The sequence below is a fragment of the Pseudonocardia endophytica genome, from assembly GCF_004339565.1.
Lineage (GTDB): Bacteria > Actinomycetota > Actinomycetes > Mycobacteriales > Pseudonocardiaceae > Pseudonocardia > Pseudonocardia endophytica.
The window spans coordinates 2,756,475-2,780,894 of the sequence record NZ_SMFZ01000001.1; the positions used below are offsets into that span (position 1 = coordinate 2,756,475).

The window sequence follows — 24,420 nt, forward strand, 5'->3', positions numbered from 1 at the left end:
GATGTCGTCCATGGCTGTCCCACCCATGATCGAACAGCCATGAGTGCCATCTCGACCGGAAGTCCGTTCAGCTCGACACGTCGGGCAGGCTCGTGAACGGACGGTTCGGTCGTAACGACAGGCCGCGTCCGGACGACTCCGCAGACGACCCCCACCGCAAGGACTCCCGTGGCCGTGCTGGACCGGATGCGCACGCTCGGACGGCTCGGCCGTTCGAGCGCGCTCGCGCGTCGTCGTTCCGAGATCCCCTCCCAACGCCCGCCGTCCGACGAGCCTGCCCCCGCCCCGCAGGTCGACATCGCCCCGGACGACCCGCTGCTCGACCACCTGCGCCGCACGGCGTCCCCGGTCGACCTGGACACGCTCGACGAGCTGGGCTCCCCCGCCGTCTCGGCGCTGCGGAAGGCCGGGATCGTGCTCGTCGTCCCGCTGGTCACGGCCGGTGAGCTGGTCGGCGTGCTCAACCTCGGACCGCGCCGGTCCGAGCAGGGCTACTCCACCGACGACCGGCGGCTGCTGGACACGCTTGCCGGGCACGCGGCGCCCGCACTGCGGGTCGGGCAGCTGGTGCGCGAGCACGAGGCGGAGGCCCGCGAGGTCGAGCGGATGGAGCAGGAACTGCGTGTCGCGCAGCTGATCCAGCAGCAGTTCCTGCCGCAGGAGCTGCCCGCGCTGCCCGGCTGGACCGTCCAGGCGCTCTACCGGCCGGCGCGCACCGTCGGCGGCGACTTCTACGACTTCGTCGCCCTCGACGACGGACGGCTGATGGTCGTCTGCGGCGACGTCACCGACAAGGGCGTGCCGGCCGCGCTGGTCATGTCCAGCACGCACGCCCTGCTCCGGGAGAACGGGCCGCGGCTCGTGTCCCCCGGCGCCGTGCTCGCCCGGGTCAACGACCTGCTGTGCGCGTCGATCCCCGAGCACATGTTCGTCACCTGCCTGGTCATGGTGATCGACCCCGCTGACGGGCGGGTCGTGTTCGCCAACGCCGGGCACAACCTGCCCTACCTGCGCGGACCCGACGGCGGCGTGCGGGAGCTGCGGGCCACCGGCATGCCGTTGGGGCTGCTGCCGGGTCAGACCTACGACGAGGTCGACGACGTCGTCGTCGCCGGCGAGTCGATGCTGCTGCACAGCGACGGGCTCGCCGAGGCGCACGACGCGCAGCGGAACCTGTTCGGTTTCGGCCGGGTCCGCCGGCTCGTCGGCGCGACGCCCGGCGGGCGCACGCTGATCGACCGCTGCCTGTCCGAGCTCGCCGCGTTCACCGGTCCGGGAGCCGAGCAGGAGGACGACATCACGCTCGTGACCATCGAACGGGAGAGGCGCACGTCCGACGACCCGCGCCAGGAGCCCGGCCACGCCGAGCTCACGCTGCACGTACCGAGCGACCCGGGCGGGGAGCGCGACGTCGTGGACCGCGTCGGCGAGGCGGCGCTCGAGCTGGGCATGGCCTGGGACCGCGTGCAGCGGCTGCGGACGGCGGTCGGGGAGACCGTGGGCAACGCGATGGAGCACGGCAACCGGCACGACCCGGCGCTGACCGTCGACGTGGCCGTGTACGCCACCGACGACGGCGTCGAGGTCCACGTCAGCGACCGCGGCGGCCCGTTCGAGCTGTCCGGCCCGGACCCGGAGCCGGACCTGGACGCGAAGCTCGCCGAGGAGCAGACCCCGCGCGGGTGGGGCCTGTTCCTGGTGCGGCACATGGTCGACGCCGTGGACACGCTGCCGGCGCCGGACGACGACCCGGAGCGCCACACCGTCGTGCTGACCCAGGCCCTGCAGGACTCCGACGCCAGACCGGGGAGGACCCGATGACCGACGTCCAGATGACGGTGCGCCGTCCCGGCACGCGGGTGGCGGTGATCGACGTCGTCGGCGACGTGACGGCCGACGCCAAGCCGGCGCTGGAGGCGGCCTACGACGAGGTCGGTCCGACGGTGCGCGCGGTCGTCCTGAACTTCTCCGGGCTGGGCTACATGAACTCGTCGGGCATCGGGATGCTGGTGACCCTGCTGGTGCGCACGAACCGCGCCAAGCAGCGGCTGCTGGCGTTCGGCCTGTCCGACCACTACCGGGAGATCTTCAGCCTGACCCGGCTGGACGAGGCGATCGCCGTCGTCGACGACGAGGACGCGGCCGTCTCCACCGTGGCGGCCTGAGATCGCGGTGCCGGACGCCGTCGTCGTCGGAGCCGGGCCGAACGGGCTCGCCGGCGCGATCACGCTGGCCAGGGCCGGACTGTCCGTCCGTGTGTACGAGGCCGCGTCGACGCCCGGCGGCGGCTGCCGCACGGCCGAGCTGACCGGCCCCGGTTACCTCCACGACGTCTGCTCGACGGTGCAGGCGCTGGCCGTCGTCTCGCCGTTCTTCCGCACGCTCGACCTGGAGTCGCTGGGCGTGCGGCTGCGCCGCCCGGAGGTCGCCTACGCGCACCCGCTGGACGGCGGGCGGGCCGGTGTCCTGCACGCCGACGTGGACCGCACGGCCGACGGGCTGGACGAGATCGCGCCCGGCGACGGGAAGCGCTGGCGACAGGTGGTCGGCCCGCTCGCCCGCAACGCCGACGACCTCTGGCCGGACGTCCTCGGCGACCTGCGCAGCGTGCCGCGGCATCCGGTGACGCTGGCCCGGTTCGGGGTGCCCGGCCTGCTGCCGGCGTCCGTGCTGGCCCGTTCGTTCCGCTCCGACGAGGGACAGGGCCTGATCGCCGGGGCGGCCGCGCACGCGATGCGCGCGCTGAGCGCCCCGCTGACGTCGGCGTTCGGGCTCGCGCTGATCACCGCGGCGCACGCGTCCGGCTGGCCGGTCGTCGAGGGGGGCAGCGGGGTGCTGGTCGACGCGATGGTGACGGAGCTGACCCGGCTCGGCGGCGAGATCGTCTGCGACCACCCCGTGCGGTCCGTCCCGGACGCCCCGGTGACGCTGCTCGACGTCACGCCCCGCCAGTTCCTCGCGATCGCCGGTGACCACCTGCCGTCGCGCTTCGCGAAGGCCATGCGCGACCACCGGTACGGGCCCGGCGTGTTCAAGATCGACTATGCGCTGTCCGGCCCGGTGCCGTGGACGAACCCGGACGCCCGCCGCGCCGGGACGCTGCACCTCGGCGGCACGCTCGGCGAGCTGGCCCGCAGCGAGGCGGACGTCGAGGCGGGGCGCCATCCGGACGCGCCGTACGTGCTCGCCGTGCAGGGCTCGGTGATGGATCCGACCCGCGCGCCCGCCGGCCACCACACGCTCTGGGCGTACTGCCACGTGCCGAACGGGTCGAATCGCGACATGACCGCCGGGATCGAGCGGCAGGTCGAACGGTTCGCGCCCGGCTTCCGCGACCTGGTGCTGCACCGCTCCACGCGCACCGCCGCCGGATATCACCAGTACGACGAGAACTACGTCGGCGGCGACATCAACGGCGGCATGGCGACGCTGCTCGGAACCGTGCTCGGCCCGGCGCCGCAGTGGTCCCGCTACGCGACGCCGTTGCCCGGCGTCTACCTGTGCTCGTCGTCGACCCCGCCCGGCGGTGGCGTGCACGGCATGTCCGGGCACCTCGCCGCGCGGGAGGCGCTGCGGTCGGTGCACGCGCGCGGACGGGCGGAGGTGCGCCGGTGAGCGACCGGTGGAACCGCGTCTGCGCCGCGATCGTGCTGCTGATCGGCGTCGTCGGCTCGGGTGTGGTGCTGTACGCGTCCTACGGGTTCGGCCGCGTCCACCCCACCGTGGCGGACCTGCTCGCCGGGGCCGTCACGTCGGTGACCACACTGATCTTCGTCGGTGTCGGCGTCGTGATCGTGCTCCGCGGGCACGACCGGGGGCGCCTGATCGGCCGGTTGCTCGTCCTCAGTGGACTGGGGTTGCTGGCGAGCTCCGTCGGGTCCGGGGTGGGGAGCCTCTACCAGGACGGCCACCCGGTCCCGCTCGGCGCGTGGGCCGCGTGGACCGACGACTGGGTGTGGGTGCTGCTCCTGCTCGGGGTCTGGCTGACGCTGATCCTGTTCCCGGACGGCCGCGCGTCCACCCGGACGGCGCGCGTGGCCGTCGCGCTGGGGCTTGCCGTCGCGGTCACCGTGCTGCTGACGTTCCCGTTCACGCCCGGCAATCTCTACGATCTCCCGGGCGTCGCGAACCCCGTCCCGCCGGTACCGGTGCTGTCCGCGCTGTCCGGGCCGGTGCACGCCGCGCTGATCCCGCTGATGCTCGGCATGTTCGTGCTGTCGGCGGTGTGCGTCGTGCTGCGCTACCGGGGTGGCGGGCCCGAGATCCGCGCGCAGATCCGGTGGCTCGGCTGGTCGACGCTGGTCACGGTGCTGTTCGTGATTGCCCAGAACGTGCTCCCCGCGCCGTGGTCGGACGCGGTGTCCGTCGCCACCCTGCTCACGATGCCGGTGCTGCCGGTCGTCGTCGCGATCTCGGTGCTGCGCTACCGGCTCTACGACATCGACCGGCTGTTGTCCCGCACCGTCTCCTACGCGCTGCTGACCGGACTGGTGGTCGCGGTCTACGTCGGCGTCGTCGCGCTGGCGTCGGTGCTGGTGCCGGAGGCGTCCGGGTCGCTCGGGGTCGCGGTCGCGACGCTCGCCGCCGTCTCGCTGGTGCGTCCGCTGCGACGCCGGCTGCAGGACGTCGTCGACCGGCGGTTCGACCGCGCGCGGTCGGACGCCCGCCGCACCGTCGCCGACTACGCCGACCGGTTGCGCACCATGGACACGTTCCAGGAGGACGACCTGCACGACGTCCTGTCCCGCACCGTCGCGCCGACGACGGCCTGGCTGTGGCAGCCGAACCGATGACGCGGGCCCGTCTGCTCTGCACCGGGGCGATCGCGCTGAGCGTGGTCGCGACGCTGCTGTGCTGGTACCTGCTGGCCGTCACGCCGGATCTGACCTGGGCGCGGGTCGTCAGCAACGTGCTGTTCGCGTGCTCCCCGCTGTTCACCGGGCTGGGCACGGTGATCGTCCGCCGCGGACAGGGCCACCGGATCGGGTGGCTGCTGGTCGGGACGGGCGTGGCGCTCGCCGTGGACATGGTCGCCGCGACGGCCGCGCAGGCGTACGTCGGCGGCGTCGCCGTGCCTCTCGGTCCGTGGCTGGCCTGGGCGGACGACTTCGCGTGGGCGCCGCTGCTGCTCGGCTGCTGGCTGATCCTGCTCCTGTTCCCGGACGGCCGGGTGGCGAACCGGCTCACCCGCGTCGGCCTCTGGGCGGGCTGCACGGTGGCCGGGGCGATCCTGGTGCTCGTACCGTTCCACTCCGGACAGCTGATCGACTACCCGACGGTGACCTCGCCGGTGCCGCCGGTACCCGTGCTGACCGACGTCACCCGGGCCGTGCTGCCGTTCCTCCAGCCGTCAGTCCCTCTGGTGTTCCTGCTGGTCGCGGCCTGCGTGATCGTCCGCTACCGGGGGTCCGGGACCGTGGCGCGGGCGCAGATCCGCTGGCTGGCGTGGCAGGCGCTGCTGATCGGGATCGTGATCCCGGTGCGGCTCGTCGTGCCGGAGGGCTGGCTTCCGGTGCTCGACGTCCTGTCCGGCGTCACGTTCCCGATGCTGCCGGTCGTCGTCGCGGTCGCCGTGCTGCGCTACCGGCTCTACGACGTCGACCGCCTGGTCAGCCGCACCGTCTCCTACGCGCTGCTGACCGGCGCGGTCGCCGGGCTGTACGTCGGCGTCGTCGCCGGCACGTCGGCGCTGCTGCACGACGACGCCGGGCAGCTCGGTGTGGCGGCGGCGACGCTGCTCGCCGTCTCGGTGGTGCGGCCGCTGCGACGGCGGCTGCAGGACGTCGTCGACCGGCGCTTCGACCGCGCACGCTACGACGCGCACCGGACCGTCGCCGGCTACGCCGAGCGCCTGCGGACGACCGAGACGTTCCGCGAGGCCGACATCCACGACGTGCTGGAGCGCACCGTCGCCCCGGAGCGGGCGTTCCTCTGGACCCCGACACCGACGCCGACGCAGGGGCGGACGTGACGCGGCGCCGCGCCACCGCCGTCTGCCTCGCCGTGCTGGCGCTGGCCATGGTGTGCTCGGTCCTGACGGTCGTCGTCCGCGTCGGGCGGCCGCTCGTCGGGGCCTCCCCCGCCGAGGCGATCAGCGGCGGGGTGCTGTTCAACACGTCGCTGCTGTTCGTGGCGCTGGGCACGCTGATCGTGCTGCGTGGCGCGGGGCACCGGATCGGCTGGGTGCTCGTCGGGACCGGGGGCGTGCTCGCCGTCGAGACGCTGGCCAGCACGGTCGGCACCACGTACATGTACGGGCAGGCCGTGCCGCTCGGGCAGTGGGCGGCCTGGGTCGACGACTTCGCGTGGGCCCCGCTGCTCTGGGGCGTCTGGGCGACACTCGTGCTGTTCCCGGACGGCCGCGTGCCCGGCCGGTTCGGGCGGGTGGTGCTGGCGGTGGCGACGGCGGTGGCCGGCGCGATCGTCGTCGTGCTGCCGTTCCACTCCGGGATGCTGGTCGACTACCCGACCGTCGCGTCCCCGGTCCCTCCGGTGCCGGTGCTGACCCCGGTCGCGGAGGTCGCCGCCGTCCCGCTGCAGGTCGCGACGAGCGTGGTGTTCGTGCTCGCCGCGTCCGTCACCGTCCTGCGCTACCGGGCGAGCGGCCCGGAGCAGCGGGCCCAGCTGCGCTGGCTCGGGTGGTACGGCGTGGTGCTCGCGACGTCCGTGCTGCTGTCCCAGGCCGTCGGCCGCGGCCTGATCACCGCAGCGCCGTGGCCGGACGTCGTCCAGATCGGCACCGGCCTGACCCTGCCGCTGCTGCCGGTCGTGATCGCGGTCGCCGTGCTGCGCTACCGGCTCTACGACATCGACCGCCTGGTCAGCCGCACCGTGTCCTACGCGCTGCTGACCGGCGCGGTGGTCGCGGTCTACGTCGCCGTCGTCGCGGCGGCATCGGTGCTGGTGCCCGACGCGGCCGGCTCGCTCGGCGTCGCGGCGGCCACGCTGGCGGCGGTGTCCCTGGTGGGTCCGCTGCGACGGCGGCTGCAGGCCGTCGTCGACCGTCGCTTCGACCGGGAACGCCACGAGGCGCACCGCGCCGTCGCCGCCTACGCCGACCGGCTGCGTGCCGACCCTGGCCGGGACACCGAGGCCGAGCTGCTGACCGTCCTCGACCACGCCGTGGCGCCGACCCGGGCCTGGTTGTGGAGGCCCGCGCCGGCGCCGGTGCTGCCGGACCAGCGGAGTCAGCCGATCACCACGTTCGTGCGGAACACGCCCGCCGGGTCGTAGCGCCGCTTGGTGTCCAGCAGCCGGGCCCGGTCGGCGTCCGACCACAGCGACCCGAGCCGCGCCGGACCGGCCTGGCCGTAGAAGTTGACCAGCCCGCCGGCCGCCCACGGCGCGAGCGACTCGACCAGCGACGAGCACCGGGCCGGCACCTGCACGGCCGCGTCCGGACCGGCGGGCACGCCGAGGCAGTACAGCGAGAACGCCGCGTCGCGCCCGGCGACCGCGTTCGGGACCCGCGGCGCCCGCGCGATCGCCCCGCCCATCAGGCGCAGCTCGACGAGCACCAGCGGGCTCGACGAGTCCGGCCCGGCCTCGGCGAGGATCTCCTCGACCGCCTCGGCGGGCAGCGAGGACAGCGTCGTCCCCCTGTCCCAGCACGGCATCGGCGACTGCGGGTCCATGTGCACGGCGTCCACGGCCGCGTACGGCATCTCGTCGACCAGATCCATGATCGGCTCGGCGACGGCGCGCATCGGGGCGATCAGCTCGGCGCCCTCGTCGGCCGACCCGAGGTGGGTGAACCGCAGGTGGGTGACGAACCGGCCCTGCAGCGGCGGCGGCAGCTGCGGGTCGGGGGGAAGCGCAAGCAGTGCCACCGACGTCGTCGTGTCCTCGGGCAGGGTGGGCGCCCACTCCCGCCAGGCGTGCAGCAGCTCGGGCGCCGCCTCACCCGGGAAGAAGATGCCGCCGCCGTAGAACCGCGGCTGCTCGACGAGCTCGAACTCGATCTCGGTGACGATGCCGACGGTGCCCTTACCGCCGCGCACGGCCCAGAACAGGTCCGGGTCGCGCTCCGCGTCGACGGTGCGGATCTCGCCGTCGCCGGTGACGACCGTCGCGGACAGCACGTGGTCGGCGGCGAAGCCGTGCCGGCGGGCCATCGGTCCGAGGCCGCCGCCGGTCGTGTAGCCGACGACCCCGACCGTCGACGACGAGCCGTTCAGCGGCGCCAGGCCGTACGGGGCGGCGGCGTCGATGACCTCGCGCCACCGGACCCCGGCCTGCACCCGCGCCGTGCGGGCGACCGGGTCGACGGTGCAGCCGGTCATCCGGCGGGTGGACACGAGCACGGCGCCGTTCAGGTCGCTGAGCAGGCCGTGGCCGGTCGACTGCACGGCGACCGGGAGGCCGAGCTCCGTGGCGTACCGGACGGCGGCCGCGACGTCCGTGTCGCACGTCGCACCGACCACCAGGCTCGGGGAGGGCATGTAGGCGACGTTGAAGCCCATGACCTCCTCGGTGTAGCCCTCGTCGGTCGCCCGGAACACCGGGCCGACGACGGTGGACAGGGTCTCGTCGGGGGGAAGGATCGTGGTCATGGTGGGCTCCGTGGTTCCGGGTGGTCGGCGGGTCCGTGTGCCCGTCGTCATGGCTGGAACTCTGGTCCGCGGAGTCGTCCGGACCCATCCCAGCGTTCTGGGGAGATGCCCCCCAGAAATCTGGGATAGGGCTCTGAGCTGCGGATTCGTCGGATCGGTTCATCAAGTTCGGGTATGACCGGCCGGTAACCCCGCCGCGAAAATCGGGGGGTGACCGCGACCACCGCAGAGCGCGCCAGGACCCGCCTCGAGGCACTGGCGTCGGCCGGGCTGGACACGCCCGCGTTCGCCACCGGGGCGATCGAGATCCTGCGCGGCGCGCTGCCGTTCTCGGCCGCGTGCCTGGCCACCGCGGACCCGGCGACCGAGCTCGTCACCGGCACCGTGAAGTGGGGCGGGCTGACGAACAACGAGGACGACATCTGGGCCCACCAGGAGTACGTGGTGGACAACCAGTACTCGTTCACCGACGTCACCCGCCGCCCGGGCGGGGTGACGACGGCGGCGGCCGAGACCGGCGGCGAGCCATCCCGCCTGCCGCGGTTCCACGAGTTCTTCACGCCCTGCTACGACTTCGGCGACGAGCTGCGGGTGTCCGCGCCCGCGGACGGCGCCACGTGGGGCTTCATCGCGCTGTTCCGCGACGGGAGCGGCCGGTTCACACCGGCCGAGATGGACTTCGCCAGCTCGGTGGGCCCGCTGTTCGGGCGCGGCCTGCGCGGCGGGCTCGTCGCGGGTGCCGTGGACACCGTGACGGGTCCGGACGGGCCGGCGGTGCTCGTCGTGGACCACGCGGGCGAGGTCGTGCAGGCCGGGGCGGGCGCGACGGCGCGGCTGCTCGACCTCGGTGCGACGGAGAACGGCCCCATGCCGTTCTCGCTGGTCGCGCTCGTCGGGGCGGCTCGCCGGTACGCGTCAGGACGCTCCCACCAGCTGCCGCGGACCCGCCTGCGCACCCGATCGGGGCAGTGGGTGGTGGCGCACGCGTCGCCGATGGCGTCGCGCGACGGGTCCGGCACCGACGTCGTCGTGACCATCGAGGAGGCGCGGCCGCCGGAGATCGTGCCGCTGGTGGTGGCCGCGTTCGGGCTCACCCCACGCGAGCAGGACGTCGTCCGGATGGTGCTGCAGGGGCACGGGACGGCGGAGATCGCGACCGCGCTGCACCTGTCCTCGTACACCGTGCAGGACCACCTGAAGGCGGTGTTCGCGAAGGTCGGCGTGCGCAGCCGCCGCGAGCTGACGTCGCGAGTGTTCTTCGACCAGTACGCCCCGCGCCTTGCCGAGGGCCGCGGCGTCGCGCCGTCCGGATGGTTCGCGCCGGGAACCCCACCGTGCGTGCCGACGACCACTGCCGTGTGACCGCTCTCCTGCCCCGTGTCCTGCGGGCCGCGACGCTCTGCGTCGTGACCGCCGTCGCGCTCGTCCTCGGCAGCGCGCCCGCCTGGGCGCACGCCGAGCTGGAGAGCAGCGACCCGGCCGAAGGCGCGTCGGTCGCGAAGGCCCCTGGCGCGGTGACCCTCACGTTCAGCGAGGCGGTCGCACCGAACCTGGCCACGATCTCCGTCTCCGGTCCCGGCGGAACCCGCTACGAGGCCGGCCCGGCGACCGGATCCGGTCCGACGCTGCGGGTGCCGCTCAAGCCGCTCGGCGCAGCGGGCGGCTACACGATCACCTACCGGGTGACGTCCGACGACGGCCACCCGATCAGCGGGATCGTGCCGTTCACGCTGACCACCCCCGGTCCGGCCGCAGCGGCCGCGTCCCCGGCCGCGTCGGCGCCGTCGGCACAGCCCGCTCCCGCACCGACGGCCGCCGCCTCCGACGACGGCGGCGCGCCGGTCTGGCCGTGGATCGTCGGTGCCGTCGTGGTCGTGCTCGGCGGCGCCGCGCTCGCCCTGCGGCGCAACCGGACGTGACCGAGGGGGCGGTCGGGGCGTCGGCCACCCCGGAGGCGGCCGACCGCCCGGCGGGCCGCGCGGCCCCGCTGGGGTGGGCCGCCGTCGCACTCGGCAGTGCCGTGCTCGCCGCCGGCGCGACCGGTGGCCTCACCGGCGGAATGCCCGCCGTCCTGGCGGCGACGCTCACCCGGGGCGCGATGGACGTCGCGGGCGTCGCCTGCGTGGGCGCCGTGCTCCTCGCGCTGCTCGCGCCGGGGCACGCCGCGGCCGCGGCACCGGTCCTGCGCGGGGCCGCGACGGTCTGGCTGGGCGCGGGCCTCCTCGACCTCGTGTTCCGCACGGCGCTGGTCCTCGGCAAACCGGTCACCGAGGTGCAGCCGCCGGACCTGGTCGCGTTCGTCACCGGACCGTCCGCCGGGACCGGGCTCGTCGCGGGCGTCACCGCGGCCGCCCTCGTGCTCGGCTGCTCGATCGCCGGCCCGCTGGGCGAGTGGCAGGGACCCGGCCCGGCGTGGCTGACGCTGGTGCTCGCACTCGCCGGGCTCGCCGGACCGGCCGCGACCGGCCACGCCACCGGGTCCGGTGAGGTGCCGGCGATCGTCGCGGTGGTCCTGCACGCGCCCGCCGCGGCGCTGTGGGTCGGCGGGCTGGCCGCGATGCTCGTCGTCGCCGGCCAGCGCGACGTGCTGGTCTCGGCGCTCCCCCGTTTCTCCCGGCTGGCCGTTGTCTGCATCACGGTGCTGGCCGTGACCGGCGTGGTCGCCGCCACCGCCCGGATCGACGCCGTCTCCGAGCTGGCGAGCCCGTACGGCGCACTGCTGTTCGCCAAGGCCGGGTGCCTGCTCGCCGCCGGGGTCCTCGGCGGGCTCACCCGCCGTCGCCTGCACACCGGTCGCACGCCGGTGCTGACGTGGGCCGGGGTCGAGGTGCTGGTGCTGGCCGTCGCGGTCGGGCTGGCCGGGACGCTCAGTCAGACGGCCTGAAGCAGTTCTCGGGGGTCGAGCCGGCCCGCGACCGGGTCCCAGAACCCGGCGTCCGGCTCGGCGCGCACGTCGATCCGGCCGTTCGGACCGTCCAGGGACAGCGCCAGCGAGTGCAGGTGGCAGCGCGGGGCGGGTGGCGCGCTCTTCGGACGGAACAACGGGTCTCCGACGATCGTGTGCCCGACCCAGGCCAGGTGCACGCGGATCTGGTGTCGGCGTCCGGTCACCGGATGCGCGAGCACGACGACGTCGTCCCCGTCGTCCCACAGCGCCCTGCACTCCGTCGTGGACGGGTAGTTCTTGCGCGGCAACAGGTCACCGTCGGCATGCCAGCGCGCCGCGGCCTCGTCGAACCGGATGTCGCCGCGCTCCGCCGCGACCCGCACCCGCCCGCTGCCGGCGGTCAGCAGCGGCAGGTCGATCGTCGCCTCGGTCGCGAACCCGCCGGGACGGCAGATCGCGAGGTAGGACTTGTCCACGGTGCGCTTCGCGAACCGGCGGGTCAGCTCCGCGTGCGCGGCCTTCGTCTTGGCCAGCAGCACGACGCCGGACGTGACCTTGTCGATCCGGTTCACCCACTGCAGCGACTCGCCGTCGTCGGCGGCCATCGTGATCAGGTCGGTGTCGTGGCGCTCGCCCATCACGGACAGGCCGTACGGCTTGTCGACGGCCAACACCGCGTCGTCCTCCCACAGCACGACGCGCTCCCGCATCTCGTTCCACCCGCCCACGGGGTCGAGGATGCCGGAATGACCTCCGACGGGTGGACCTGGGACCCCACGCTCTACGCCGGGAGCGCCGCGTACTACGTGACCGGCCGGGTCCCGTACCCGCCGGGACTCGCCTCCGTCCTGGCACGAGCCCTTCCGACCGACGGGACCGGCCGCCTGCTCGACGTCGGGTGCGGGCCCGGCTCGCTGACGCTGCTGCTGGCGCCGTTGTTCGACTCGGTGGTGGGCGTCGACGCCGACGCGGAGATGCTCGCCGTGGCCGCCGGTCAAGCCTCCGACCTGGGCGTCCGGAACGTGACCTGGCGGCACCTGCGTGCCGAGTCCCTGCCCGCCGACCTGCCCACGCCGACCGTGGTCACGTTCGCGCAGTCGTTCCACTGGACGGACCGGCCCCGGGTCGCCGCGGCGGTCCGCTCGATGCTCGCCGACGGCGGTGCGCTCGTGCACGTCCACGCCACGACCCACGAGGGCGATCCCACGTCCGTCCGGATGCCGCACCCGCAACCACCCCGGGCCGAGATCGGCGCGCTGATCCGGCGCTACCTCGGTGAGCGACGACGGGCCGGACGCTCGGTGCGTCCCGAGACGTACGCCCCGAGGCAGGAGGAGACGATCTACCGCGCTGCCGGCTTCCACGGTCCGGAGCGCCACGAGCTGCCGGAACGCACCGTGACCCGCTCGGCGGAGGAAGTGCGGGCGTCGGTCTACTCACTGTCGAACGCCGCCCCGCACCTGTTCGGAGACCGCTTCGACGAGTTCGACGCGGACCTTCGCGCGCTGGTGGACGAGGAGACCTACAGCGAACGCCTGCCCGTGATCACGATCGACGTGTGGAGGTGAGTTGCCCGCCCGGGCTGCCGGGCCGCCTCGCGATCACCCGTGGGCTCGCACGCGAGGGCTTCACGGTGCTGCTCGCCGCCCGACGAGTTCGCTCGCCCGGGCCAGAACCCTGATCTGGGCGGCGTGGTAGTTCTCGGCGAACGCCTGGGCGACCACCGTGTCCGCGGTGCGCTTGCCCCGCGGCGACCTGGATCCCGGATCACGCAACCACGGGAATCTCGCGTGATCCTCACGGACCGCCGCGGCCACCCGCACGGCCAGCGCCTCGATCGTCCCCTCGTCCGCGTCCTCCGGGAGCACCTCGAACTCCGCCTCGTACTCCCGGGATTCCGCAGCGAGCGCACTCAGGTCACCGAGGGACTCGTCCTCCCACACCCGCGAGAACACGGTGAGCAGCGCCCGGTCGCGTGGTCCCAGATCACCGGACACCGCACCGAACGCCGACGGGGTGTCCAGCGGCACCCGATGCTCCAGGATCACCGCCATCTCGGCGCGCATGCGTTGCAGCCGCTCGATCGTCGCGCCCAGCTCGTCATGGACCGCGCGGAGTGCCTCCTCCGGATGCACCGCGGCGCGGATCTCCTTGAGCGGGATCCCGAGCGCGCGCAGGCGCGTGACCTGGAGAAGTCGGACGAGGTGGGACGTCCGGTACTGCTTGTAGCCGTTCGGCTCGCGTTCGGGCTCGTCGAGCACCCCGACCTGGTGGTAGTGGCGCACCGCCTTCACCGTCGTGCCGGCGAGCTCGGCGAGCTCACGGGTGCTCCACGCCACGTCGTCCCCCGCTCTCGTCCTCGGGCTTCACGGCGCGCCGCCACAGGGTGCGCATCCGTGCCAGTACAGACCATGCCGTCGGGGCACAGGCAAGGGTGTCGACGGCCGCGTCACCGTCGCCTTGACCCTGCCCCGACGGCACACCGTTCACTCCGGCCGCGGTCGATCACCAGCCACGGTCGCCGCACATCTCCCCGGCCGCCACCGGGGAGCACCCGCCGGACGCGAGCGCTGCGTCGGCCCGAGGAGGAGGACGAGATGGACAGGACACCGACCGGCGTAGGCGCACCGGTGCACCACGCGAGCGGGCCGGCATGAGCACCGTCGCCGGTACACCGACCGCCCGGGCCGTCGCGCCCGACCTCGCCCGCGGCGCGATGCTGCTGATGATCGCGCTCGCGAACGTCCATCTCTACCTCTACGGCTCTGCCGGGCCGCGCGGCTACCCGGCGGATCTGGGCCTGGTCGATCAGATCGTCGCCGTGTTCCAGCTGCTGTTCGTCGACGGGCGGGCCTATCCGCTGTTCGCGATGCTCGTCGGCTACGGCGCCGTCCAGTCCGCACGAGGGCGGGAACCGGGCCGAGCCGTAGGGATCCTGCGCCGCCGCGGGGCCTGGATGATCGCGATCGGTGCGTCGCACGGCGTGCTGCTGTTCTCCGCGGACATCGTCGGCGCCTACGGCCTGCTGCTGCTCCTGTTCGCCGGGGTCCTGGTGCGCGGCTCCGAGCGCACCCTGCGGGTGATCGCGCTCGCCGGGCTGCTGGTCACCGGCGCGGTCGGGGTCACGTCGGGCCTGCCCTCCGGTCCCGCCTGGCCCAGCATGACGGTGGCCGAACCGGCCACGGCGTTCCTTCTGCGCCTGGCCGAGTGGCTGGGCAGCACGGTTGTCTCGGTGCTCACCACGGTCGGGATGCTCGCCCTCGGTGCCCTCGCGGCCCGCCGCGGCGTTCTCGACGAGCCCGGCCGGTACCGCCCGCTCCTGCTCCGGACCGCCGTCGCCGGGATCTCCGTCGCGGCGGTCACCGGGCTGCCGCTCGCGCTCGCGGCCGCGGGATGGTGGCAGCCGGCGATCGGACCGGCCCTGCTCTCCGGGGTGCTGCACCAGGCCGGCGGTCTCGCGGGTGGCGTCGGGTTCGGCGCGCTGTTCGGCCTGCTCGCGACGCGTGCGGCTCCACAGGTGCTGCTCGCCACCGGCCGTCGGTCGTTGTCGAACTACCTGGGCCAGTCCGCGGTCTTCTGTGCCCTGCTGCCCGCGTGGTCGCTCGGTCTGGGCGCCGACCTGACGGTCTGGCAGGCGTCGCTGCTCGGCGTCGCAACCTGGTTACTCGGGATCGCCGTCTCCGCGATCCTCGACCAGGCGGGTCGACGCGGCCCCGCCGAGGTGGTGCTCCGCCGCCTGACCCACGGCAGGCGACCGGCGCGGACCGATCCGCCCCACATCATCTGAACCCGGACACGGACCAGGGGACGGGACCTCAGGCAGTGGCGGCGGCGGATCCGCCGGTGGCGCGGACGAGGTCGCGACGGACGTCGCTCGAGGATGCAGCGCTCGTCCGACCTTGTCGTGAAGCGGTGCAGGGCGTGTGAAGAACGGTCGGGCGCGAGATGTTCGAGGCCACGCCTCCTCGGTGCCACACACCGAATCGCAGCTGGGAGCCGGCCTTGACCCTGCCCCTGCGGCACAGGAGAAGCTCGTCGCATGGAGATCGCGAACACCGCGCCGCAGGCAAGACCGCGTGTTAGCCGGCCCGGGTGGCTCGAACTTGTCGTTGGACTCGTCGTCGCCGTCGGCTTATACCTGGTGGGCGGAATCGTCGGCTATCTCGTACCCGAGGACGGACCTCTGTCTGCCGGACATGTCGCATTCATCGAGTCGGCGGCCGCCCCTGCCGGGGGCTTCCTCGCTGCGGTCCTCGTACGGATCCGCCGTCTTGGCCCGTTCGGGTTTCACCGAGTCCGCTCCGTCTGGATTCTTGCCGGCGCGGGGGCCGGTAGTGCGTGCTTCTCCCTCAGCTGGCCCGTGTCCTGGCTTCTCGATCCGCTGTTCCCCGGCTCTGAGGCTGTCCAGCAAACCTACCGGGAAGCGACCCAGCTGAGCCTGCTGTCGCTCGCTGTCACGGTCTTCCTCGGAGGAATCCTGTCTCCGATCGGCGAAGAACTGCTGTTCCGGGGCCTCCTTGCCAATTTCCTCTTCCGGTGGGGTCCCTGGGTGGGAGTTCTCGTGAGCGCCGCGATCTTCGCCGTCGCCCACGGTGTCAACGCTGTGATGCCCGTCGCGTTCGTCGTCGGCGTCGCGGCCGGCGTCCTCTTGCGAGTGTCAGGATCGATGTGGCCCGCGATCGCCGTGCACATCGTGTACAACTCGGCAGGATTGGTCTATCACGGGATCACGGGCTGAAAGGGGCCGCGCAGTGGCTTCGGGACACGGACAACTGGCCCGAACTGGCAGGGAACAGCCGACGAGGTCGGACTCCGTGAGATACCCGAGCGCGCCGCCAACGGATACAGCACGGACGAGAACGACTGCTGCAAGCCCATTACGCCAACGCGCTCAACCGGGCTCAGAACAAGGATAAGGCCGACCCCGGCGAACGACTCCATTGGCAAGGGCTCGAGCCTTGTGCGCGGAGTGGAGCTGAGGGGAATCGAACCCCTGACCTTCTCGATGCGAACGAGACGCGCTACCAACTGCGCTACAGCCCCGGAGTCCGCCGTCAGGCGGACGTGAGAACCATATCAGGGCCTACTCGCCGACCGCCGGGCGGTGGTCGGTCGCCCCGACGGCGGCGTCGAGCTCGTCCTCGTCGTCCACGTCGACCAGCGACGTGCCGGACGGGATCGGCGGTGTCGGGGCCGCACTGATCCGCGGGAGCGACGACGCGTGCTCGGTGCTCTCCGGACCGTCGACGGTCCGGCAGCGGGCGGGCAGGACGCCGAGGGGCTCGCCGGTGCCGCGGATGCGGCCGGTCTGATCGTCGTCGGCGGTCCAGTCCTCGTCGTCGGTCGCGTCGTCCTCGACAGCGGTCCCGGTGGCGCGCTGCCCCTCCCGCCGGTCGTCGCGCCGGGTGTCCTCGTCGTCGACGTCCTCGGCGTCGTCGGCGCGGTCGTCGTCAGCGCGGTCGTCGACATCGCGGCCGTCGAACTCCGCGTCGTCGAACCCGTCGACCTCGACCGGGCGGCGGGGACCGTTCAGGCGCTGGGTGCGCCGGGTGCGGATGTCCTCCTCGAACCGGACCTGGCGGCGCAGGTAGGTGAGGTAGCCGGCCAGCGCGAGGCCGATGCCGCCCGCGACCCACCAGAACACGTCGGAGACGAGCAGCGCGCAGGCTGCGGCGCCGAGCAGGAGCACGAGCAACGCGAGCACCAGCCGCTGGCGGAACGCGTACTTGGCGTGGGCCGTCGCGGCGGCCGCCTCCGGGTCGAACCCCCCGCGGCCGGGGCGGTAGCTCCTGACTGCAGGTGCCTCTCGGCGGCCGTCCTCCCGGTCGATCTCCCGGTCGATCTCGTCGCGGTCGAGCTCGCGGTCCAGTTCGTCGTCGAACTCCCCGTCCTCGCGCTCGTCGTCCTGGCTCCCCGTCTCGCGCTCGGAGTCCACGTCGCCGTCGCGTCCGGCCTCGGGGCCGTACCAGTCGCGCTCGTCGACGGGGCGGTCCCCCGCCTCGTCGACCTCGTCACCCTCCCGCGGTGACGGCACGTCGTCGCGTTGCCGGGCGAGCTCCCCCACCGTCGTCGCGCCGCCGTCGTCGCGCCGTTCCGTCATGTCCACCTCCGGGATTCGATGCCGCATCGGCCGCTCCAGCACGCGCCCGGACAGCACGGCCGGGCTCAGCCGCGCGACCTCCTGCTGCCGCCGGGCGACGGCCGGCACCAGAATCAGCAGCCACAGCACGACCAGGCCCGCGAAGATCAGCGAGCTGGGCATGGGGCTGCCTCCTCCCGACCGGCGCAGTCCACACGTGACCGCCCCCGACAGCAGGTCACACCCCGTCACCGTAGTTCGCGGACACGCCGCCACCTGGGCGCGACGCGCCGGGTGTCGCCCGGACGGACGGTGATTCGCGGGAAGAGTGAGGTCCGCGTGGGTGACCTACGACGCCCTGGGTCACGTGTGGCGGGCCCGTGCACCGGTCGGGTCGGCTCCCGGTGCCGCGATCGGGCGCGCCCGGTCGCGACGAGTCAGACGCGGGTCGGGAGGAGCGGCGCGAGCCAGCGGTCGTCGATCTCCCCGGACGCGACGAGCACCGCCGGGCCACAGAGCGTCGCACCGGTGTCGGTGATCGTCGCCCAGGTACGGCCACCCGGCGTGTCGACGGTCACGGTGCCGGTCCCGCCGTCCAGCGTCGCGGCAGCCGCGGCGACGATCCCGGTGCCGCAGGAGCGCGTCTCCCCCGACCCGCGCTCGAACACCCGGAACCGGACCGCGTCCGGCGCCGTGCGCGTCACGAACTCGACGTTCACGCCGTGCGGGAACACGGCCGCGTCGAAGCCGGGCGCCGTGGAGAGGTCGAGCGCGTCCACGTCGTCCACCGGGCACACCAGATGCGGGTTCCCGACGTCGACGGCCGTCCCGTCCAGCGTCGTGCCGGTGACCGTCGCGGTCGACCGGACGCCGAGCGCGGCGCGTCCCATCTCGACGGTGACCAGGTCGTCGGCGACGGTCACCGCGCGCTCACCAGCGCGGGTGTGCACGACGAACTCGCGTCTCGACTCCAGGCCGGAGTCCACGAGGTAGCGGGCGAACACGCGCACGCCGTTGCCGCACATCTCGGCCAGCGACCCGTCGGAGTTGCGGTAGTCCATGAACCAGCCGCCGGACGGAGCCGTGGCCACCCGGATCAGGCCGTCGCCGCCGATCCCGGCCCGCCGGTCGCAGATCGCGCGGACCGCGTCCGGACCGATGTCCAGCTCGTCGTGCGGGTCCGGGACCAGCACGAAGTCGTTCTCGGTGCCGTGCCCCTTGACGAACCGTACGGACATGCCCACCAGACTAGTGAGAGGCGCGGCCCTGCCGGACGAGCCGTCCGGCCAGCCCACCGGCCGGGAGTTCCTCGGCCGTGATCGCGTAGCTGTGGTGGTCGCGCCAGGCGCCGTCCACGTCGAGGTAGCGCAGCAGCACGCCCTCGTGGCGGAAGCCCAGCTTGGCCAGCACACGCAGGCTGGCGACGTTCTCCGGGCGGACGGTGGCCTCGAGCCGGTGCAGGCGCACGGCACGGAAGCAGTGGTCGACGACGAGTGCGACGGCCGCCGTCGTCACGCCCTTGCCGGAGAGCCTGCTGTCGCACCAGTAGCCGACGTAGCCGGACAGCAGCGGCTCGCGGACGACGTTGCCGACCATGACGTGCCCGGCCAGCCGTCCGTCGACGGTGATCGCGTACGGCAGCGTGCTGCCCCGGCGGGCAGCCGCGCGCAACAGGTACCAGCGGCCCGGCCACTCGACCGCGCTGTTGCGCCGGGCCCACCCGCCGTAGGGGGTGGGCTCCCACGGCGTCAGGTACTGCTCGTCGCGGATCCGGATCGCCGACCAGGCGCGCGCGTCACCGAGCCGGACGGGGCGCAGCGCCACCTCCCCCGCCGGTGTCCGCAGCGGCCCGAGCCGGCTCGGCCAGCCCGGATGCCCCCCGAGAGGCTCCGGGTCACGCACGTCCACGGGGCAGGAGCTCGACCTGCTCGCCGACGGTCAGCTCCGCCGTGTCCTCACCGACGATCGCCAGGGCGTTCACCTCGGCCAGCACGGCGAGCATCTGCCGGCCCGACGAGCCCAACGGCTGGGCCAGGTACTCGCCGCCTCCCTCCTCGCGCAGCAGCCGCGCCGGCAGGTACGAGCGCCGTCCCTGCGGCGAGACGACCGGCGAGGTCAGGCGCGCGGTGACGGTCTTGCGGTAGGGCTCCAGGCCGAGCGCGAGCCGCACCAACGGTCGTGCGAACACCTCGAACAGGACGAGCGCCGTCGCCGGGTGGGAGGGGAACAGGAACACCGGGACGGCGTCCGGCCCGAGTCGCCCGTACCCCTGGGCGGATCCCGGGTGCACGGCGACCCGGGTGTCGTCGATCCCGCCGAGCTCGGCGAGTCCGGCGCGGGCCTCCGCGGCCACCGCACCACCGCCCGCGCCACAGACGATGATCACTTCGCTGGCCGGCAGCAGGTCCTCGACGGCAGCCCTGATCTCCGCGGCGTTCCCGCCGGCCGTGCGCGACCGGTTCGTGGCGGCGCCCGCCTCACGGGCGGCCGCGACGATCGCGTGCGAGCACACGTCCGCGACCTGCCCGGACGCGGCCGAGCGCGACACCTCGACCAGCTCGTCGCCGACCGAGACGACCGAGACCCGCGGGCGCGGGTGCACGAGCAGCTTGTCCCGACCGGCCGCGGCGAGCATCGCCACCTGCACGGCGCCGACGACATCGCCCTCGCGCACGGCGACGTCACCGGACTGCACGTCCTCACCGATCCGCCGCACGAAACCGGCCGACGGCACCCCGCGATGCACCTGCACGCGCGCCGACCCGCCGTCGGTCCACCCGACCGGGGCGACGGCGTCGGCCAGCGTAGGCAGCGGCGCCCCGGCCGCGACCCGGACGGCCTGTCCGGGCTGCAGCCGCAGCGGCTGCCGGGATCCGGCCGCGATCTCGCCGACGACGGGGACCGTCGCCGGCTGGGTCGAGCCCGCACCCGCGACGTCCACGCTGCGCACGGCGTAACCGTCGATCGCGGCCTGGTCGAACACCGGGAGGGGCCGGGCCGCGACGACCTCCTCGGCACTGCGCAGGCCCTGGGCGTCGGCGATCGCGACCCGCACCGGGGCGGGCCGCACCGCGACGTCCATGATCCGCGACAGCTGCTCGTCGACCGTGCGCACGAGCTAGCCCTTCAGCCGCTCGTCGAGCCAGGTGCGCAGGCTGTCGCCGTACTCGGGATGCTGTAGCGCGTAGTCGACGAACGCACGCACGTAGCCCCCCGGGTTGCCGAGGTCGTGCCGGCCGCCGCGGTGCACGACGACGTGCACCGGGTGCCCCTCGGAGATCAGCAGTGCGACGGCGTCGGTGAGCTGCAGCTCGCCGCCGGAGCCCGGGGTGATCCGCTCGAGCGCGTCGAAGATCGCCCGGTCGAGCAGGTAGCGGCCGGCCGCGGCGAACGTGGACGGCGCGTCCTCCGGCTCCGGCTTCTCGACCATCCCGTGGACCTGCTTCACGTCCTCGTCGCCGGTGTCCGAGACCTCGAACACCCCGTACGCGGAGATCTGGTCGAGCGGCACGTCGAACGCGCAGAGGACGCTGCCGCCGAACCGCTCGCGGACGGCGGACATCTTCTCCAGCACACCCGTCGGCAGCACCAGGTCGTCCGGCAGCAGCACGGCGACGGCCTGCTCGTCGTCGGCCAGTGCGGGTCCGGCCTGCGCGACCGCGTGCCCGAGCCCCCTGGGTTCGTACTGGTAGACCGTGTCCGCCTCGATCAGGGCGGGCGCCCTGCGGATCTTCGCGAGCTGGTCGTCCTTGCCGCGAGCCTCGAGCGCCTTCTCCAGCTCGGAGTTGCTCCGGAAGTACTCGGCGACGGCCTCCTTGCCCGGTGACGTCACGATCAGCAGGCGCTGGGCGCCCGCCTGCGCGGCCTCGGCGGCGACCAGCTCGATCCCGGGCGTGTCGACGACCGGGAGGAGTTCCTTGGGAACGGCCTTCGTCGTCGGCAGGAACCGGGTGCCCAGACCGGCGGCCGGGACCACGGCGGTGCGGAACGAGGGGCTCGTCATGGTCGGCGAGCCTATCTGCGCGGTTACTCTGCGGGCGTGACGGCTCGCGAGGACACCCCGGGGTTATCGGACGAGAAGCGCCTGCTGCGGCGCCGTCTGCTGGACGCGCGCTCGGCACGGTCCGACGACGAGCGCGCCGCGTCGACCCGCGCACTGGCCGGTCACGTGCTCGATCTCGCTCGCGACATGCGCGGTCCGGTCTGCTGCTACCTCCCGATCGGCCCGGAGCCGGGCGCCACCGGATCGGGTGCGACGACCGTGCCGGACGCGCTGCTCGCCGCAGGCCACGAGGTGTACGCGCCGATCGTGCCCGCCGAGCCGGGGCCGCTGGACTGGACGCGCTACGACGGGCCGGACGGCCTGGTCGAGGGCAAGCTCGGCGTGCGGGAGCCGGGCGGCCCGCGGCTCGGGACCGCGGCCGTCGCCGACGCCGGCCTGGTGCTGGTACCGGCGCTGGCCGTCGACCGGCGCGGTGCGCGGATCGGACGCGGCGGCGGCTACTACGACCGGACGCTGCCCGCCGTGCCTGCCTCGACGCCACTGGCGGTCCTCCTGCACGACGACGAGCTGATCGACCACGTCCCTGCCGACGACCACGACGTCCGGGTAGGGCGAGTCGTGCTGCCCACCGACGGAGTGGTTGCCGTGCGGAACAACGGCTGAGCCCGACGGGTTATGCTTGGCACTCGCATCTATCGAGTGCCAGGTCCGTTACCGCGGAGGATGTTGTGCCGACCTACCAGTACGCATGCACGGCGTGTGACCACCGTTTCGACGCGGTGCAGGCGTTCTCCGACGACGCACTCACGGAGTGCCCGGAGTGCGGCGGGAAGCTGCGCAAGGTGTTCTCCTCGGTCGGGATCGTGTTCAAGGGCAGCGGCTTCTACCGCACGGACAGCCGTGGCGGTTCGGTGAACGGGTCCGGGTCGGACTCCGGGAAGTCGGAGTCGGGCACGTCGGAGTCCGGCTCGTCGTCGTCCGAGAGCAACTCGTCCTCCTCGTCGTCGTCCTCGTCGGACTCGAGCAAGGCGTCCTCCGGTTCGTCGTCGGGTTCGTCGTCCTCAGGGTCCTCCTCGACCACCAGTTCCGCGGCCGCCGCGAGCTCCTGACCCCCGAGTTGTCCACAACCTGACGACTCCGTCCACAGGCGGACGATCGTCGGGTCCGGACGGCGCCCGCGGCCCCTACCGTCGAGGCGTGGGGACATCGACCCCGGGTGACCGCCCGGCCCGGTCGCTCGCGCCGCCGGGGTGGCAGCGGGCGCTCGCCGTGCTGCGTGGCCCGGACTGGGCGCGCACGGCACTGATCCGCCGGATCGCCGCGGGCCTGCTCACCCTGGCCGCCGTCGCGCTCCTGCTCGTACCGGAGGACGCGCCGGCCGAGACGTCCGTGCTGGTCGCCGTGCGGGACCTGGCTCCGGGCTCCACCGTCGCGGCCGCCGACCTCGCCGTGCGGCGCTGGCCGACCGCCCAGGTCCCGGCGGGTGCTCTGCACGCCGTCCCGGACGCCGACGGGCGGGTGCTCGCGGGTGCCGTTCGCGCCGGTGAGGCGCTGACCGACCTCCGGCTGATCGGTCCGCAACTCGTGGTGCGCGCCGGTGGTCCGGACGCGGCGGCCGTGCCGCTGCGCCCCGCCGATCCGGCGGTGGCCGCACTGCTCGCGCCGGGAACCGTCGTCGACGTCGTGGCGCCAGGGGACGGCGCGGGCGGCGCTCGGGTGGTCGCGGGCCGGGCGACCGTGCTGTCCGTGCTCGCCACCGCGCCCGGCGGTCCGGGTCGTGGCACCGAGGGGCCGCTGGTGCTGGTCGCGCTCCCGCAGGACGTCGCGACCGAGGTGGCGGCCGCGTCGCTGGCCGGTGAGCTGGCGGTGACGCTGCGGTGAGGGGGCGCGCCACCGCGGGCATCGACCACACGCTCGACGGACCCGTCGGCGAGTCCGGCGACGGCCCGCCCGCACGCCTCGGCCGTTCCCAGGTGATCCACACCGGTCGACATGGCACTCATGGCTGTCCGAGTGGGTCCGCGACAACCGTGAGTGCCATCTCGACCGGATTTCCACTACTTCGCCCACAGGTGAGCGCTGCCTCGCGGAGTTCGGTCGCGGCTCAGCCGTGGTGGGGCGGGCGGTCCTCGCGCAGGTGGCGCTCGCGGTCGTCGGCGTCCTCGCGCTCGGAGGCGGACCCGCCGTCCGCTCTCTCGTCGCGCGTGGTCGGCGCGTCGTCGCCGAACACCTCGGCGAGGCGGCGGCGCACGGAATCGGGCAGGTCGGTCATGCCTCCATCGTGCCGCGATCTCACGCGAACGCCCACATGGTGCCAACATGGGCGCCAGCACCGCACGACGCGTGCGCTGCACACGGGAAGCGAGGAAGGATCCGCGATGGGGTTCCTGGACAAGGCGAAGGAAGCCGCCGAGAACGCGCTGGAGAAGGCGGGTCCGGCTCTGGAGAAGGCCAAGGAGAAGGCGGGCCCGGCGTTCGAGAAGGCCAGGGAGCAGGCCGGTCCCGCGCTGGACAAGGTCGCCGAGCAGGTCGACAAGGCCACCGGCGGCAAGTACTCCGACCAGATCGACGGCGTGAAGGGCAAGGCGCAGGACGCCCTGGGGACGAACCCGCCGCCCGCGCCGGGTGCCGGGACGCACGGCAGCGGCGTGTCCGCGGTTCCGCCGTCGCCGCCCGGCGGGGACGCGCTGTCCCCGCAGGACCACCGCCCGGCCGACACTACGCCGTCGAACGACGGGCCGTCCGCCGTGCCGCCGCCCCCGCCGGGTGGCGACAAGCCGTCGAACCAGGACCCGAAGCCGGGCACGGCGAGCGGCCCGGACCAGCCGCCCGCGGTTCCGCCGCCGTCGGCCTGACGCTCCGTCCGGCCGCGTCCGCCCGGCGGTTCCTCCGCCGGGCG

Annotated in this window: 25 protein-coding genes, 1 tRNA gene and 1 pseudogene; 16 read left to right on the forward strand and 11 right to left on the reverse strand. The window is 73.9% G+C overall.

Annotation, left to right across the window (positions count from 1 at the left end):
- The first annotated feature begins 168 nt into the window (after positions 1–168).
- Genes EV378_RS12495 through EV378_RS12520 form a run of 6 tightly spaced genes read left to right on the forward strand, consistent with a single transcriptional unit; the run spans position 169 to position 7,233 of the window.
- Positions 169–1,821, forward strand: a complete 1,653-nt coding sequence (locus EV378_RS12495) for an ATP-binding SpoIIE family protein phosphatase (RefSeq protein ID WP_132424241.1) — start codon at positions 169–171, stop codon at positions 1,819–1,821.
- Positions 1,818–2,165, forward strand: coding sequence for an STAS domain-containing protein (locus EV378_RS12500; RefSeq protein ID WP_132424244.1), 348 nt, complete (start codon positions 1,818–1,820; stop codon positions 2,163–2,165). The genes EV378_RS12495 and EV378_RS12500 overlap by 4 nt, the downstream gene beginning before the upstream one ends.
- A 7-nt stretch (positions 2,166–2,172) precedes the next feature.
- A complete protein-coding gene (locus EV378_RS12505) occupies positions 2,173–3,615 on the forward strand; it encodes a phytoene desaturase family protein (protein WP_207908649.1) in 1,443 nt (480 codons plus the stop codon).
- A complete protein-coding gene (locus tag EV378_RS12510; RefSeq protein WP_132424250.1) occupies positions 3,612–4,793 on the forward strand; it encodes a hypothetical protein in 1,182 nt (393 codons plus the stop codon). Before EV378_RS12505 ends, EV378_RS12510 begins: the two co-directional genes overlap by 4 nt.
- Positions 4,790–5,971 (forward strand): hypothetical protein, encoded by a 1,182-nt coding sequence (locus tag EV378_RS12515; protein ID WP_132424253.1) that lies wholly within the window; start codon positions 4,790–4,792, stop codon positions 5,969–5,971. The genes EV378_RS12510 and EV378_RS12515 overlap by 4 nt, the downstream gene beginning before the upstream one ends.
- Positions 5,968–7,233: a hypothetical protein gene (locus tag EV378_RS12520; protein ID WP_132424256.1), complete on the forward strand. Its 1,266-nt coding sequence runs from the start codon at positions 5,968–5,970 to the stop codon at positions 7,231–7,233. Before EV378_RS12515 ends, EV378_RS12520 begins: the two co-directional genes overlap by 4 nt.
- On the opposite strand, the gene EV378_RS12525 is transcribed toward EV378_RS12520, so the two are convergent.
- On the reverse strand, positions 7,188–8,552 hold the full coding sequence (locus tag EV378_RS12525) for an FAD-binding oxidoreductase (RefSeq protein ID WP_132424259.1): 1,365 nt from the start codon (positions 8,550–8,552) through the stop codon (positions 7,188–7,190). The two genes, EV378_RS12520 and EV378_RS12525, sit on opposite strands and share 46 nt — an antisense overlap.
- Positions 8,553–8,762: 210 nt before the next feature.
- On the opposite strand from EV378_RS12525, the gene EV378_RS12530 reads away from it, so the two are divergent.
- Genes EV378_RS12530 through EV378_RS12540 form a run of 3 tightly spaced genes read left to right on the forward strand, consistent with a single transcriptional unit; the run spans position 8,763 to position 11,436 of the window.
- Entirely contained in the window at positions 8,763–9,914 is a 1,152-nt protein-coding gene (locus tag EV378_RS12530; protein WP_132424262.1) for a response regulator transcription factor, read from the forward strand.
- Positions 9,911–10,471 carry a copper resistance CopC family protein gene (locus EV378_RS12535; protein WP_243653414.1) on the forward strand — a complete coding sequence of 187 codons (561 nt, stop codon included), beginning with the start codon at positions 9,911–9,913 and terminating at the stop codon, positions 10,469–10,471. Before EV378_RS12530 ends, EV378_RS12535 begins: the two co-directional genes overlap by 4 nt.
- Positions 10,468–11,436, forward strand: a complete 969-nt coding sequence (locus tag EV378_RS12540; protein ID WP_132424265.1) for a CopD family protein — start codon at positions 10,468–10,470, stop codon at positions 11,434–11,436. The genes EV378_RS12535 and EV378_RS12540 overlap by 4 nt, the downstream gene beginning before the upstream one ends.
- Here EV378_RS12540 and EV378_RS12545 read toward each other — a convergent pair.
- Positions 11,424–12,167, reverse strand: coding sequence for an RluA family pseudouridine synthase (locus EV378_RS12545; protein WP_243653415.1), 744 nt, complete (start codon positions 12,165–12,167; stop codon positions 11,424–11,426). The genes EV378_RS12540 and EV378_RS12545 overlap by 13 nt on opposite strands.
- 18 nt (positions 12,168–12,185) lie before the next feature.
- Here EV378_RS12545 and EV378_RS12550 point away from each other — a divergent pair, with 18 nt between their 5' ends.
- Positions 12,186–13,007, forward strand: coding sequence for a class I SAM-dependent methyltransferase (locus EV378_RS12550; RefSeq protein WP_132424268.1), 822 nt, complete (start codon positions 12,186–12,188; stop codon positions 13,005–13,007).
- 60 nt (positions 13,008–13,067) lie between these two features.
- Here the strand turns inward: EV378_RS12550 and EV378_RS12555 are convergent, their stop codons facing one another.
- Positions 13,068–13,778, reverse strand: a complete 711-nt coding sequence (locus tag EV378_RS12555; protein ID WP_132424271.1) for a MerR family transcriptional regulator — start codon at positions 13,776–13,778, stop codon at positions 13,068–13,070.
- Positions 13,779–14,092: 314 nt separating this feature from the next.
- Here EV378_RS12555 and EV378_RS12560 point away from each other — a divergent pair, with 314 nt between their 5' ends.
- Positions 14,093–15,226, forward strand: coding sequence for a DUF418 domain-containing protein (locus EV378_RS12560; protein WP_132424274.1), 1,134 nt, complete (start codon positions 14,093–14,095; stop codon positions 15,224–15,226).
- A gap of 252 nt (positions 15,227–15,478) precedes the next feature.
- Positions 15,479–16,177, forward strand: a complete 699-nt coding sequence (locus EV378_RS12565; RefSeq protein WP_132424277.1) for a CPBP family intramembrane glutamic endopeptidase — start codon at positions 15,479–15,481, stop codon at positions 16,175–16,177.
- Between the two features lie 232 nt (positions 16,178–16,409).
- Here the strand turns inward: EV378_RS12565 and EV378_RS12570 are convergent.
- From EV378_RS12570 to EV378_RS12595, 6 genes are all read right to left on the reverse strand, one after another.
- Positions 16,410–16,482, reverse strand: a tRNA-Ala gene (locus EV378_RS12570).
- Between the two features lie 40 nt (positions 16,483–16,522).
- The gene (sepX, locus tag EV378_RS12575) at positions 16,523–17,701 is read right to left on the reverse strand and encodes a divisome protein SepX/GlpR (RefSeq protein WP_132424280.1); all 1,179 of its coding nucleotides are present in this window, start codon (positions 17,699–17,701) and stop codon (positions 16,523–16,525) included.
- A gap of 254 nt (positions 17,702–17,955) precedes the next feature.
- A complete protein-coding gene (gene dapF / locus EV378_RS12580) occupies positions 17,956–18,756 on the reverse strand; it encodes a diaminopimelate epimerase (protein ID WP_132424283.1) in 801 nt (266 codons plus the stop codon).
- A 10-nt stretch (positions 18,757–18,766) separates the two neighbouring features.
- Positions 18,767–19,342 (reverse strand): GNAT family N-acetyltransferase, encoded by a 576-nt coding sequence (locus EV378_RS12585; RefSeq protein ID WP_243653416.1) that lies wholly within the window; start codon positions 19,340–19,342, stop codon positions 18,767–18,769.
- A 70-nt stretch (positions 19,343–19,412) separates the two neighbouring features.
- Complete coding sequence (locus EV378_RS12590; protein WP_132424289.1) at positions 19,413–20,633, reverse strand: molybdopterin molybdotransferase MoeA; 1,221 nt, start codon at positions 20,631–20,633, stop codon at positions 19,413–19,415.
- Positions 20,634–20,636: 3 nt separating this feature from the next.
- Complete coding sequence (locus tag EV378_RS12595; protein WP_132424292.1) at positions 20,637–21,521, reverse strand: UTP--glucose-1-phosphate uridylyltransferase; 885 nt, start codon at positions 21,519–21,521, stop codon at positions 20,637–20,639.
- Between the two features lie 36 nt (positions 21,522–21,557).
- Between EV378_RS12595 and EV378_RS12600 the strand changes: the two genes are divergently transcribed.
- Positions 21,558–22,184 carry a 5-formyltetrahydrofolate cyclo-ligase gene (locus EV378_RS12600; protein WP_243653417.1) on the forward strand — a complete coding sequence of 209 codons (627 nt, stop codon included), beginning with the start codon at positions 21,558–21,560 and terminating at the stop codon, positions 22,182–22,184.
- 65 nt (positions 22,185–22,249) lie between these two features.
- Positions 22,250–22,390, forward strand: a pseudogene (locus EV378_RS37195) (FmdB family zinc ribbon protein); the annotation flags it as partial.
- 14 nt (positions 22,391–22,404) lie between these two features.
- Here EV378_RS37195 and EV378_RS37200 read toward each other — a convergent pair.
- Positions 22,405–22,602, reverse strand: a complete 198-nt coding sequence (locus EV378_RS37200) for a hypothetical protein (RefSeq protein ID WP_481404377.1) — start codon at positions 22,600–22,602, stop codon at positions 22,405–22,407.
- A 116-nt stretch (positions 22,603–22,718) separates the two neighbouring features.
- Here EV378_RS37200 and EV378_RS12610 point away from each other — a divergent pair, with 116 nt between their 5' ends.
- Positions 22,719–23,402 (forward strand): SAF domain-containing protein, encoded by a 684-nt coding sequence (locus EV378_RS12610; protein ID WP_132424298.1) that lies wholly within the window; start codon positions 22,719–22,721, stop codon positions 23,400–23,402.
- Between the two features lie 223 nt (positions 23,403–23,625).
- Here EV378_RS12610 and EV378_RS35315 read toward each other — a convergent pair whose 3' ends face one another.
- Positions 23,626–23,793, reverse strand: a complete 168-nt coding sequence (locus tag EV378_RS35315; RefSeq protein WP_165922258.1) for a hypothetical protein — start codon at positions 23,791–23,793, stop codon at positions 23,626–23,628.
- Between the two features lie 106 nt (positions 23,794–23,899).
- Here EV378_RS35315 and EV378_RS12615 point away from each other — a divergent pair, with 106 nt between their 5' ends.
- Positions 23,900–24,376 (forward strand): antitoxin, encoded by a 477-nt coding sequence (locus EV378_RS12615; protein ID WP_165922259.1) that lies wholly within the window; start codon positions 23,900–23,902, stop codon positions 24,374–24,376.
- Positions 24,377–24,420: the final 44 nt, after the last annotated feature.